The 12,785-nt window shown below is 69.4% G+C and carries 9 protein-coding genes; 4 read left to right on the top strand and 5 right to left on the bottom strand.

The features are described from left to right. Positions 1-8 precede the first annotated feature (8 nt). Entirely contained in the window at positions 9-1,703 is a 1,695-nt protein-coding gene (ilvD, locus tag E3T28_RS05550; RefSeq protein WP_134428730.1) for a dihydroxy-acid dehydratase, read from the bottom strand. A 46-nt stretch (positions 1,704-1,749) separates the two neighbouring features. Beyond that, positions 1,750-3,942: a bifunctional alpha,alpha-trehalose-phosphate synthase (UDP-forming)/trehalose-phosphatase gene (locus E3T28_RS05545; protein WP_241979182.1), complete on the bottom strand. Its 2,193-nt coding sequence runs from the start codon at positions 3,940-3,942 to the stop codon at positions 1,750-1,752. Between the two features lie 269 nt (positions 3,943-4,211). Between E3T28_RS05545 and E3T28_RS05540 the strand changes: the two genes are divergently transcribed. Together E3T28_RS05540 and E3T28_RS05535 are read left to right on the top strand one after the other, a co-directional pair. After that, positions 4,212-4,874, top strand: a complete 663-nt coding sequence (locus E3T28_RS05540) for a hypothetical protein (RefSeq protein ID WP_134428728.1) — start codon at positions 4,212-4,214, stop codon at positions 4,872-4,874. Continuing rightward, the gene (locus E3T28_RS05535) at positions 4,871-5,647 is read left to right on the top strand and encodes a PspA/IM30 family protein (RefSeq protein ID WP_134428727.1); all 777 of its coding nucleotides are present in this window, start codon (positions 4,871-4,873) and stop codon (positions 5,645-5,647) included. Before E3T28_RS05540 ends, E3T28_RS05535 begins: the two co-directional genes overlap by 4 nt. Before the next feature lie 334 nt (positions 5,648-5,981). Here the strand turns inward: E3T28_RS05535 and E3T28_RS05530 are convergent, their stop codons facing one another. Genes E3T28_RS05530 through E3T28_RS05520 form a run of 3 tightly spaced genes read right to left on the bottom strand, consistent with a single transcriptional unit; the run spans position 5,982 to position 11,418 of the window. Beyond that, positions 5,982-7,898 (bottom strand): YhgE/Pip family protein, encoded by a 1,917-nt coding sequence (locus E3T28_RS05530; RefSeq protein ID WP_134428726.1) that lies wholly within the window; start codon positions 7,896-7,898, stop codon positions 5,982-5,984. Then, positions 7,895-10,795 (bottom strand): MMPL family transporter, encoded by a 2,901-nt coding sequence (locus E3T28_RS05525; protein ID WP_134428725.1) that lies wholly within the window; start codon positions 10,793-10,795, stop codon positions 7,895-7,897. Before E3T28_RS05525 ends, E3T28_RS05530 begins: the two co-directional genes overlap by 4 nt. 5 nt (positions 10,796-10,800) lie before the next feature. Continuing rightward, positions 10,801-11,418: a TetR/AcrR family transcriptional regulator gene (locus tag E3T28_RS05520; RefSeq protein WP_241979181.1), complete on the bottom strand. Its 618-nt coding sequence runs from the start codon at positions 11,416-11,418 to the stop codon at positions 10,801-10,803. A gap of 106 nt (positions 11,419-11,524) precedes the next feature. Between E3T28_RS05520 and E3T28_RS05515 the strand changes: the two genes are divergently transcribed. Both E3T28_RS05515 and E3T28_RS05510 read left to right on the top strand, forming a co-directional pair. Beyond that, positions 11,525-11,713: a hypothetical protein gene (locus tag E3T28_RS05515; RefSeq protein ID WP_134428724.1), complete on the top strand. Its 189-nt coding sequence runs from the start codon at positions 11,525-11,527 to the stop codon at positions 11,711-11,713. A gap of 92 nt (positions 11,714-11,805) precedes the next feature. Continuing rightward, positions 11,806-12,222, top strand: a complete 417-nt coding sequence (locus E3T28_RS05510) for a hypothetical protein (RefSeq protein WP_134428723.1) — start codon at positions 11,806-11,808, stop codon at positions 12,220-12,222. The last annotated feature ends 563 nt before the right edge of the window (positions 12,223-12,785 follow it).

The raw sequence follows: 12,785 nt of genomic DNA, 5'->3' as shown, positions 1-12,785 counted from the left end.
GGTGAGTGCTAGCCCGTGACGGCGCCGACGGCCGCAGACTGGACGAGCTTCGAGTACTTTGCGAGAACGCCCCGGGTGTAGCGCGGAGGCAGAGGTGCCCAGCCAACACTCCGGGCGGCCAGCTCATCAGGGTCGACCAGTAGGTCGAGCGTGCGAGCTGCGATATCGACCCGTATCAGATCACCATCGCGCACGAAGGCGATTGGACCTGCGTCCACCGCTTCGGGTGCTATATGGCCGATGCACAGTCCGGTTGTGCCGCCTGAGAATCGACCGTCCGTTAAGAGTAGTACATCGGCGCCGAGCCCGGCGCCCTTGATGGCGGCGGTGATCGAGAGCATCTCCCGCATTCCGGGCCCGCCCTTCGGACCCTCGTAGCGGATGACGACGACGTCGCCCTTCCGGATCTCGCCCGCGGTGAGCGCATCCATGGCGGCGCGCTCGCGTTCGAACACGCGCGCGGGTCCCTCGAAGATGTCGGAGTCGAAGCCGGCGGTCTTGACGACGGCTCCCTCGGGGGCGATCGAGCCCTTGAGGATGGTGATTCCGCCGCTGGCGTGGATGGGGTTGTCGAGGGTGCGCAGCACCGTGCCGTCGAGCTCGGGCGGGTCGATCTCGGCGAGGTTCTCGGCGACGGTCTTGCCGGTCACGGTGAGTGCGTCGCCGTGGATGAGGCCGGCCTCGAGCAGTGCTCGCATCACGGCCGGCACGCCGCCGTGACGGTCGACGTCGTTCATGACGTACTTGCCGAACGGCTTGAGGTCACCGATGTGAGGCACCTTGTCGCCGATGCGGTTGAAGTCGTCGAGGGTGAGCTCGACCTCGGCCTCGTTCGCGATGGCGAGCAGGTGCAGCACCACGTTGGTGGAGCCGCCGAACGCCATCGCCACCGCGATCGCGTTCTCGAAGGCCTTGCGGGTGAGGATGTCCCGGGCCGTGATCCCGAGGCGCAGCAGGTTGACGACGGCCTCGCCGGAGCGGCGCGCGTAGTAGTCCCGACGGCGGTCGGCTGAGGCCGGGGACGCGGAGCCGGGCAGGCTCATGCCGAGGGCCTCAGCCACACTGGCCATGGTGTTGGCGGTGTACATGCCGCCGCAGGCACCCTCGCCGGGGGCGAAGGCGCACTCGATGCGCTTGGCGTCGGCCGCGGACATCCGCCCGGCCTTGACGGCGCCGACCGCCTCGAAGGAGTCGATGATGGTGATGTCTTTTTCGGTGCCGTCGGAGAGCTTGACCCAGCCGGGGGCGATCGACCCGGCGTAGAGGAAGACGCTGGCCAGGTCGAGGCGGGCCGCGGCCATCAGCATGCCGGGGAGCGACTTGTCGCAGCCGGCCAGCAGCACGGAGCCGTCGAGGCGCTCGGCCTGCATGACGACCTCGACCGAGTCGGCGATGACCTCACGGGAGACGAGGGAGAAGTGCATGCCCTCGTGGCCCATCGAGATGCCGTCAGAGACCGAGATGGTGCCGAACTGCAGTGGGTAGCCGCCGCCGCCGTGCACGCCTTCCTTGGCGGCCTGCGCGAGGCGGTCCAGGGAGAGGTTGCAGGGCGTGATCTCGTTCCACGAACTGGCGATGCCAATCTGGGGTTTGTCCCAGTCGGCGTCTCCCATACCGACGGCCCGGAGCATCCCACGCGAGGTGGTGGCTTCGATTCCGTCGGTGACGTCGCGGCTGCGCGGCTTCATGTCGATCTCAGTCATGCACTGAGTCTAGAACGTCCGCTGAGCACGGACCGTCGCCCGGGGCTCACGCTCCGGCGGCGGCGTCCCGCTCGGCCGCGACGGCCGCACGCTGGTCGGCGATGAGGCCCAGCACCAGCGGCACGTCTTCCGGGCCGCGCACGCGGTAGCCGGCGAGCGAGTCGCCGGCCCCGATCTTGAGGCCGACGTCGCCGGGCCGCAGCACGGCGAAGGCGTCCTCGTCGGTGGTGTCGTCACCGGCGTAGAAGACCAGGTCGGCGCCCGTGTGCCGGCGCAGCCGCTCGAGGGCGTCGCCCTTGGTGCTGGAGCGCACCGCGAACTCGATCACATCCTTGCCGTCCCGCACGGTCAGGCCGGGCAGCAGCTCGCCCAGTTCCTCACGCGCGGCCTTCTGCGCGGCCGCCGCGTTCCGTTGCGTCGCCAGCCGGGTGTGCAGGGCGAGGCCGGCCGGTTTGCGTTCGATCCAGGTTCCATCGACGCTGCCGGAGATGCGCTCCAGCACCTCGGCCAGGGCGTCCAGCTGCTCGAGTTCCGCGGTGACGAGGTCGAGCTCGATCTCGGGAGTGTCCAGCTGCACCTCGATCCCGTGCGAGCCGGTGAGGAGCACGCCGGTCTGCGGCTGCGACACATGCTGCAGGCTGACCAGGGCCCGGCCGGAGACGAACGCGACCCGCACGCCGTCCAGGTCGAGCAGTCGCTGCACGGCCTCCCGGGTGCCGGCCACGGCGCGCGCGTCTTCGGGCTTGTCGACGTGAGGGGCGAGGGTCCCGTCGAAGTCGAGGGCCACCAGGATGTTGTCGGCCCGGCTGAGATCCTTCAGCGCGCCGGTCAGGGTGTCGGGGATCCCGGGACGCACGGCGGCTCCTTCGGTCAGGGTGCGGAGGAAAGAGGAGGACCAGGCGGCGACATCGTTGTCGAAGACCTTGCGGCGGAGCGCGCGCATCCGTCGCAGCCGTTCCTGTCGCGGCATCGCGATGGCCCGGAGGATGGCGGCCTTCACGCCGTCGATGTCGTGCGGGTTGATCAGCACGGCCTGTTTGAGCTCGTCGGCGGCGCCGGCGAACTCGCTCAGCACCAACACGCCGTCCCGGTCGAAGCGCACGGCCACGTATTCCTTGGCGACGAGGTTCATGCCGTCGCGTAGCGCGGTGACCAGCATCACGTCGGCGGCGAGGTAGAGCGCCACCATTTCCTCGCGCGGGTAGCCGTGGTGGTGGTAGCTGATGGCTGTGTGGCTGATGGTGGAGAAGTCGCCGTTGAGGCGGCCGACGGCCAGTTCGATCTCGTCGCGCAGGGCGATGTAGGGGCCGACGCGTTCCCGGGAGGGGCTGGCCACCTGCACCAGGGTAACGTCTTCCACGCTCAGCCTGCCGTCGGCGAGCAACTCGCCGTATGCCTTGATGCGGTGGGCGATGCCCTTGGTGTAGTCGAGCCGGTCCACGCCCAGCATGATCGTCTTGGGGTTGCCGAGGTCTTCCCGGATCTGGCGGGCGCGTTCCTGGATCTCGGGGCGCCGCGCCAGTTCCTCGTAGGCGGCCGCGTCGATGGAGATCGGGAAGTGCTTGGCGATCACCCGGCGGTGCGTGCCCTCGGGGGCAGGAACGTCGATGGCGACGCCGCGGGTCGGGTAGCCGTAGAGGCGGCGCACGGCGCGGGAGAAGTTGCCTGCGTCCGCGAGGCGCTGGAAGCCGATCAGGTCGGCGCCGAGCAGACCGTCGAGGATCTGCTTGCGCCAGGGCAACTGGGCGTAGATCCCGTACGGCGGGAAGGGAATGTGGTTGAAAAAGCCGATCACGAGGTCGGGGCGCGCGTCGCGCAGCATCCGTGGCACCAGCTGCAACTGGTAGTCGTGCACCCACACCGTGGCCCCGGGGGCAGCGGCGGCTGCGGCGGCTTCGGCGAAGCGCCGGTTCACCCGCACGTAGGCCTCCCACCATTCGCGGTGGTAGCGCGGCGGGGCGATCACGTCGTGGTACAGCGGCCAGATGGTGTCGTTGGAGAAGCCCTCGTAGTACTCCTCCAGCTCCGATTCGCTGAGCCGCACCGGGACGATGGAGATGCCGTCGTTCTCGAACGGCTCGAACGTGCGGTCGGCGATGCCGGGCCACCCGACCCAGGCTCCGTCGGAGCTGCGCATCATGGGCTCGAGGGCGGTGACCAGGCCGCCGGGCGAGGTACGCCAGCCCTCGGTCCCGTCGTCGTCGACCTCAATCTCGACCGGGAGACGGTTGGAGACCACGACCAACGAGTAGGTGGGGTTCGGGGCGGCGGATGCCAGGGGGTCAGCTGAAGAGGTAATGGTATCGTCCGTTCCGGCTGGTGCAGAGCGCGCCCGCCTTGCTGGACTCCCAAGGCTACCAGCGGGTCGGAAAGGCTTGCCGGGCGGGCCTTTCGGTCACCTCCGGCGCGGCATGGTGACAACTCAAAGGTAACGAGCGTATTTTGGCCGTTGGATCGTGTCGTCTTGTGACGCGACTCCCCGATTCTTGTTCGATCAAAGGCGGACCCATGGACCTGAGTTTTCTGTTGAGCTGGGTGCTGATCGTCTTCGCGACCATCAGCCTCGTTGTCTTCGTCTCATTCTTCGTTCTGGTGCGAACGCTGTACAAGCGCATTCGCCGCAGCCGGGCGCTGTCCGGAGCGGTGCTGCGTTCTCGCACCCGCCTCAGCTGGGGCCCGCAACACGAGGTTCTGAAGCTGCAGTTGCGACTGCAGGAATCCCTCGATAGCGGGCAGGCGGCCGTCGGGCTGGCCCGGAGCAGTCAGGGCCCGCTCGGTGAACTTCCGCGACTCTTCCGGCGCATTGCCGGTGAAGGCGTGACGCTGCAATCCCAGTTGCGGCTGCTGACCAGCGAAACCGATCGCGCCGTGCTCGCCGAGGAGCTGTCGGTGGCCCGCCGCCGCGTCGACCAGGTGGCCGGTCTGGTGCGCCGACTACGTTCCACCGTCGCCACCGGTCTCGGGGACCTCACCGATGATTCCCTCACCACGCTGCACACAGACGTCGACCAGGAGGTGGCCGCACTCAGAGCCGGCGTCGATGAGTTGCGCGGTCTCAACGGCGACCCCCTCAGCGGCGACCGCAACGGCGACCGCAACCGGCCCGACGGGTTGACCATTCCGCGTCGACCGATGTCCATGGATCGTCTCGGCAGAAAGAATGAATCATGAGTTTCAGTTCGCGCCTGCGCGTCATCCTTCGCAGCAAGTCCAACCGCGCGCTGACTCAGCTGGAGGACCCCCGCGAGGCCCTCGACGACAGCTATGAGCAGCAGGTGAAGATGCTCCAGCAGGTTCGGCTGGGGCTGGCCGAGGTCGCGACGGCAAAGAAGCGGATCGAGCTGCAGGGCCAGGAAATGGGCGGTCGTTACCAGCGCCTCGCCGACCAGGCCCAGGAGGCTCTGAACCAGGGCAGGGAGGACCTGGCCCGCACGGCCTTGGAACGCCGCTCACTCCTGGAGGGTCAGGTCGCCGCGATCCGCAACCAGTACCTCGCGTTGGCGCAACAGCAGGCGCAGCTGCAGGACAACGAGCGGCGCCTCGCCGAGCGGATCGCGGCCTTCCGCACCGAGAAGGAGACGATCAAGGCCACCTACGCCGCCTCCGAGGCTCGGGTCAAGGCGAACGAAGCCGCAGCGGGTATCGGCTCGCAGATGGGCACGGTCGGCACCGACCTCGACCGGGCGAAGGACCGGGTCGCCCAGATGCAGGCACGGGCCGCCGCCACCGACGAGCTGCTGTCCAGCGGCGCCCTGAGCGACGTCACGGCCGCGCCCGACGCGGACCTCGAGCGGCAGCTGTCGGATGGTGCGACCAGAGCGGATGTCGACCGCCAGCTTCAGGCGATGAAGAGCGCCCGCGCCGCCGACCAGGGCCACGGCGCTCGCGCTCGCGGCGGAACCGACGCCTGGCTGAGCATCGGCCAGGCCCCGACCACCCCCTGACCCGGTGCGCCCCTGACCCGGTTCGCCCCTGACCCGGTTCGCCACTGACCCGGTTCGTCGCGGGGCCGAGCGGAGGGCGTGGTGGATGCCCGATCCGCGGAATCGCTGCCGCGAGTCCAGCGGGTGTCGTGGCTAACTCAGGAGATCCAGCCGGGCCGCGCCGGGAATCCGCACTGGTTCCGCACTGCTCCGCGGCAGCCGGGCGACCCGGGCGGCGGATGTCCTGAGTTGGCCCCAGAAGCGAGCCCGGCCGCGCCTCACCCACGGTTATTTCAGGAGAGACACGATCCCCGTCGAATGCGGTCGGGGCGGGTTCGTTCCGGTCGCGTCCGCGTCAGCTGCGAGCCTGCGCCAGCCCGAACGACCGGGCGCCGCGCCGGCTGGCGACGGTCCCATATGAGGCCAGAACGCTCACCACGGCGAAGATCACCAGGATGGCCGCCGGCCCGCCGGCGCTGGTGCCTCCCCCGGAGACGATGGCCTGCATCCCCTGCACCGCCCAGGTCAGCGGCAGGAACGGGCTGATCATCTGGAACGGTGCGGACACCAGCTCGATGGGGTAGAGCCCGCCCACCGCGGTGAGCTGCAACGCGAGCAGCACCAGGGAGACCACGATCCCGACCCGGCCGAAGGCCGCCGTGAGGAAGTGGTGCAGGGCCGCGAACACAAACGCGAGGAACACCGCGAAGGCCAGGGTCGACGGCAGAATCGACCACGAGACGCCGAGCGTGCTGTGCAGCAGCAGCACTACGACCACGGCCTGCGCCGCGGCGATGCCGAACGCGCGGCCGAGGCTGCGGACCACGAGGCCGCCGGTCGACGCGGTCGACGCCAGCGCGATCGCGGATAGCGGCTTCATCACCAGGAAGATGGCCAGGGCGCCGATCCACAGGCCGATCGGCACGAAGACCATGCCGATGACCGGGCCGATCGACGCGAAGGCGTTGTCACGCTCCACGGTGATGCCGACCGGTTCGGAAACGACCGCGGCGGTCGCCTCCGGGTCGGTATCGGTGAGCGGGGCCGCACTGTCCGCGCCTTCCTGCAGTCCCCCGGCGAGTTCGGCCGCTCCCGATTCGAGCAGGCGCGCGCCCGCGGCGGCATCCGTTGTGCCGGTGGCCAGCTGCGAGAGGCCGGTGGAGACGCCGGCGACCCCGGCGGCGAGGTCACTGGCGCCGCCGCGCAGGTCGCCGCCCCCGGCGGCGAGTTGGCTCGCACCGTCGGCGCTTTGGGAGAGACCACCGAGCACACCCTCGATGCCGGGCCCAGCCTGGCCGATGCCGGGGCTCTGCGCTGCAAGGGCGTCGAGTCCACCCTGGAGCTGCTGCAGGGCCGGCGCGTAGTCGGCGACCCGCGAGTCGCTCTGCATGAGGGCGTTCAGCTGCCGAAATCCGTCGGCGCTGTCCTGCACCCCGGCCGCGTAGGCCGGCAGGCCGGTCGCAAGCGGGGCCAGTCCGGCCGCGCCCGCTTGAAGCCGGGTCAGGCCGTCGCTCAGTCCGGTGACGCCCTGGGTGTACTCGGTCACGCCGGAGGAGAAGGATGCGGCGCCGGTCGCGGCCGACGAGGCGCCGGATGCCGCGGCGGCCGTTCCGCCGGCCAGCGACTCGAGGCCGGTGGCCACCCCGGTGACCCCGGTCGAAACCTGCGCGGCGCCATCCGCCGCCTGGGTCAGGGACTCGCCCAGCACCGCCAGGTTCGTGTAGAGCCCGTTCAGGTACTGCGAGGTGATCTCGCGACCGAAGACGCCCGACATGGCGGTGCCCACCGATTGGGCCACCGATCCGGCCAGGAACGAGTGCGCGTCATCGGTACGGATGCCGAGGTCGGCCTGAGTGGGAGTCGCCCCGCCCAGCGAGGTCACCGACGCCGAGAAGTCCTCCGGGATCGTGAGCACCGCGTAGGCGTCACCGGAAGCCAGGGCGGCCGCGGCATCCGTGGAGTTGGAGATGGTCCAGGCGAATCCGGTGGCGTTGGACCCGTCGCCGGACGGCTTGGTGAGTTCGGTCACCAGCATGCGGCCGGCGAGCACCGGCTGCTCAGTGCCGTCGGGCAGGGTGGAGGTGACAATCTCGTCGTTGTTGACGACGATCGCCGGCAGCGTGTCCACGCGCTGGTCGGCGGTGGCAAGGGCCGCGGCGAAGAGGCCGGCCACGGCGAGCGGCACCACGATCAGGCCCGCCAGCAGGGCCCCGAAAGCCCCTCGGCGTTGCCCGGGCGTGCGGCTGAACAGTTTCTCAAGCCTGGTGCTCATCGCTTCAGTGCCTTTCGGTCAAGGGAATCAAGGTCGAGAGTCTGCAGCGGGCGGGCGCCACGGTAGACCGGGGTGGCCTCGGAGAAGGAGGCGGCACCGAGGATCAGGGTGGTCGACGCCGGAGCGAGGGTCGCCAGCACCTGCACGAGATCGCGTCCCGCCGGGTCGACCGGCAGCCCCTCGCCCAGGTCCACGATGACGACTCCCGGAGTCTCGGTGAGCGCCGCCGCCACGAGCACCGTGGCGCGGCCCAGGGCCGAGAGTGACGACACGGTCGTGCCGGCGACGATCGGGCCGGAGGCACGACCGCTCGACGTGGTGCCGAGTGCGCCGTTGAGTCGTGTGAGCCAGTCGGCGAGCTGGGAGCGTCGCGACGCGGCGCGGTACCACGGATGCGCCAGGTCCAGCCGTTCGGCCAGCAACTCCCCCACGGTGAGCCCGTTATCGCGGCTGTCGCCCACGTCGGCGAGTGCCACCGCGCGGAGGGCGCGGCTGCGCTCGGACGGCAACGGGGAACCCGTGACCTGGATGCGGCCGAACACCGGGTCGAGCCGGCCGGCGAGCGTTGCGGCGACGACGCGGCGATGTGTGGCGGAACCGGTCAGTACCACCACCGTGCCGGCGTCGATGGCGAGGTTCAGCGGCCCGAAGGGGCTCTCCGGCAGTCCGAAGACGGCCCCCTCGGCGGTGATGGCGTGCGTTTGGCTGGTGGCCCACTCTTTGTCGGCCAGGTGCTGACGCAGACCCTCACCCTCGATGTCGACGTTGGGAAGGATGCGGGAGAGCCAGCGCGGCAGCCACCAGGCGGCGTCGCCGGCGAGGGCCATCGCGGCCGGGACCAGCGTCATCCGCACCAGGAACGCGTCGAGGAAGACTCCGACGGCCAGTGCGAAGGCGATGCCCTTGATCGCCCCTGTGCCCTCGGGCACAAACGCGAAGAAGACGAAGAACATGATCAGGGCGGCGGCCGTGACCACCCGGGCGGCGTGGGAGAACCCGTGCACGATGGATTCACGGGCCAGGCCGGTTTTCACGAACTCCTCCCGCATGCCGGAGACGAGGAACACCTCGTAGTCCATGGCCAAGCCGAAGAGCACGGCCATCAGCAGGATGGGCAGGAAGCTCAGGATCGGCCCGGGGGTCTCCACCCCGAGCAACTCGGAGAACCAGCCCCACTGGAAGATCGCCACGGTCGCGCCGATCGACGCGGCCACCGACAGGAGGAATCCGAGTGCCGCCTTGATCGGCACGAAGATCGAGCGGAACACCATGGTCAGCAGGATGATCGAGAGCCCCACCACGATCAGGGCGAACGGCACGAGCGCGTTGCTGAGGCGGTTGGAGATGTCGATCCCCACGGCGGTCGCGCCGGTCACGGCGATGGGCGTGCCCAGGTCGTTGTCGATCGAGGGGGCGAGATCACGGATGGCCTGCACGAGCGCCTTGGTCTCAGGCGCGTTCGGTGCGCTGTCGGGCATGACCTGGATGATGGCGGTGTCGACGGTCGGGTTCGGGGTCCCCTTGCCGACGAAGGCGACGTCGGGCAGGGTGCGGAGGGCCGCGCCGATGGTATCCAGGTCACCGAAGATGTCCGTCGTCTGGGTAATGTCGACGACGACGATCAGTGGTCCGTTGTAGCCGGGCCCGAAACCCTCCTCGAGCATGGTGAACGCCTCGCGCTGCGTCGAACCTTCCGGTTCGGACGCCCCGTCGGGCAGGTTGAGGTCGAGGCTGAGCGCCGGGACCGCCAGCGTGCCGAGCACGCCGACGACGAGGAGCACGGCCACGACGGGCGCCTTGAGCACGAGGTTCACCCAGCGGTGGCCCAGGGTGGGCCGGCCGGTGTCGGGCCGGGTGGCCCGGCGGTGCGCGCGGCTTTCGGTCTTCGGGGTGAGACGTCCCTTGGCGAGGCCGAGTACGGCGGGGAGGAGCGTGACCGCCACGAAGATCGAGATCAGCACGGCGAAGGCCGCGCCCAGCCCCATCACGCTGAGGAACGGGATTCCCACCACGAGCAGCCCGAGCAGGGCGATGATCACTGTGATCCCGGCGAAGACGACGGCACTGCCGGCGGTGGCCACGGCCGTGGCCGCCGAGTCGTGCGGTTCGGCGCCGTTGGCGAGCTGTGTTCGGTGCCGCGACAGGATGAAGAGCGCGTAGTCGATGCCGACGGCGAGCCCGAGCATCAGGGCGAGCATGGGGGCCGTGCTCGAGACCGGCACGAACGCGGAGATCACGGTGATGCCGCCAATGGCGACTCCAACGCCGATCAGGGCCATCAACAGCGGCATCCCGGCGGACACGAGCGATCCGAAGGTGATCACCAGCACCACGCCGGCGAAGATGAGGCCCAGCACTTCGGAGACGGTGATGCCGAAGGTGTTGTCCGCGAAGACCTGGCCGCCGAACGCGACCTCGAGACCGGCCGCCTCGGCGATGTCCCGCGTACCGGTCACCGCGGCGAGGGTTTCCTCGGTGACGTCGGTCGACAGGCCGGACAGCTGCACCTGGCTGAACGCGCTCTCCGAGTCCTCCGAGATCGCGCCCGATGCAAATTCGTCATAGGGCGTGAGCACCGAGTCGACGCCGGCGACGTCCGCGAGCTCGGCCGCCATGTCGACGATGGCCGTGCGATAGGGCTCGTCAGTGACGGATGCTCCGTCCGGGGTCGAGTAGACCACCTGCACCGCGGCGCCGGCCGCCTGGGGGAACACCGCGCCGAGCTTGTCGATGGTGTCCTGTGATTCCGTGCCGGGAATCGCGTAGGACTCCTGGGTCTGGCCGCCGAGGGCAACCCCGACGCCGAGGATCCCGACCAGCAAGATGGCCCAGATGCCAAGCACCAGCCCCGCGCGCCGGTAGGCGAAGTGGCCGATTCGATAGAGGAGGGTTGCCATGGGTGCTACTTCCGGGACGGGGTGGTGCGAACGGTGACGGGGGCGAGCAACTCGGTGATGACGGACAGGAGCGCAGGGCGGATCTCCTCCTCCGGGGCGATCTCCTCGCCGAGGAAGGTCATGCCGGCCACCAGGGTGTAGGCGGCGCCGCCAAGGGCGATGCCGAAACGGATGCGGTCTTCCGTGCTGGCATCGCCGTGGCAGAGCGTGTCGGACAGGCGCACGATCAGAACACCGGCCCGGTCGATCACCGGGATGCCGCGCAGCGACTGGGACTGGTTGATGAAGGTGTGCAGCTCAAGGCGGAATTCGAGGATGAAGTCGATGAAGTCGTTCACGAACCGGCTCCGGGAGAGGGCACTCTCCTCGGTGGCGAGGAACCGTTCGAGTATGGCCTCCAGCCGGTCGACCGCGGGAGTGAGCACCTCGTCGAGGAGCGCTTCCTTGGAAGCGAAGTGGTAGAGCACGCTCGACTTGGAGTAGCCGGCGGCGTCGGCGATCTGCTGCAGCGAGGTGCCGGCGAAACCGACCGAGGCGAACTGTTCCAACGCTGTCGCCCGCAGTTCCACACTGGCGCTTTGGCGGTTGTGCGGGGGCTGGGGCAGTACGGGCTCGGGAGTCACCCGATAAGGCTAGCTGACCGATCGGTCAGAGTCTGTCCGATCGGTCAGATTGTCGGGTAACGCGCAGCCGGGCAACTTCCCGGTAGCGTTAGGCGCGGAGGTCTTCATGCGAAAGTTCATTTTCAGCAGTGCAATCATCGGCGTGCTCGCCGGCGGTTGGAACATTCTGAGCGCCACGCGCACCGGTCCGCGAGACTGGCGACTGGCGCTGATGTGGATCGGCTGGCTGCTCAGCGCAGCCGTCGCCATCGGAACCGTCATCCAGGACGCCGACGAACGCCGGATCGAGGGCTGACTCCCCGATCCGTCGGCGTGTCAGCAGAGGCGGTGCCGCACCGGACGGCAGACTGAGAAGATTATGGGAACGTTAGCCGAAAGGGGCTCCCGATGTTTGGTCGACGACGTCGCGTCGAACCGGTCGCACCGGTCATTCCCCCGCACGTTCCCGAGCTCAGTGACGCGCAGGTTTTCGAGCTTCTGCACACCCAGATCGCCCGCCTCGTGGGTGCCCAGGGTCAGTGGACGCTGGTTCCGCGCAGCAGCGACGACACCGACGTGATCTTCCACGGCCTGAAGGCGAATCAGATCGCCTGGTCCCTAGCCACTGTGCTCCGCACCGAGACCGCCGCACTGCGCGGCGAGGTCGTCGCCGAGCCCACCGCACTCCCCTTCACTCCCGCCCCGATCACCGTCTGGGCGGCCCCGGAGCGCGCTGCCGTGACGGCACCTTCACCCACCGAGGCGGTCACTCTGCCACGCTTCACCCCCGGGCCTTCGACGGACCACGCCCGCCTCGTGGCCTGATCCACGCCCTCGCCTTCCGAGCGTCCGTCGACGGTTGAGCCCGCCAACCTGACCCTCGGTGGTTGAGCCCGCCGAAACCCGGCGACCCGATCTGTCACGGCTCCCATGCCCCGAAGGTTGAGCCTGCCGAATCCCGGCGACCCACCCCGGTGGTCGAGCCCGCCGAGACCCGATGCACCCACCCGAAGCCGCCCACCCCGGTGGTCGAGCCCGTCGAGACCCGATGCACCCACCCGAAGCCGCCCACCCCGGTGGTCGAGCCCGTCGAGACCCGATGCACCCACCCGAAGCCGCCCACCCCGGTGGTCGAGCCCGTCGAGACCCGGTGCACCGCCACCCGAAGACTCCCGTCCCGGTGCTCGAGCCTGCCGAGACCCGATGCACCCACCCGAAGGCTCCCACCCCGGTGGTTGAGCCTGTCGAGACCCGGTGCGCCGCCCTCCGAAGGCTCCCACCCCGGTGGTTGAGCCTGTCGAAACCAGGGACCAGAGGCCTGGAACCACGGGCCGCACTCCCTGCCTACAGCTTCGCTCGCTTGCTGGGCAGTGCGATCAGCGTCTGTT

Origin of the sequence: Cryobacterium sinapicolor (assembly GCF_004403465.1) — a bacterium.
GTDB lineage: Bacteria > Actinomycetota > Actinomycetes > Actinomycetales > Microbacteriaceae > Cryobacterium > Cryobacterium sinapicolor.
Note: the sequence above shows the minus strand (reverse complement) of the source record. Positions and strands in the feature narration are given on the sequence as shown.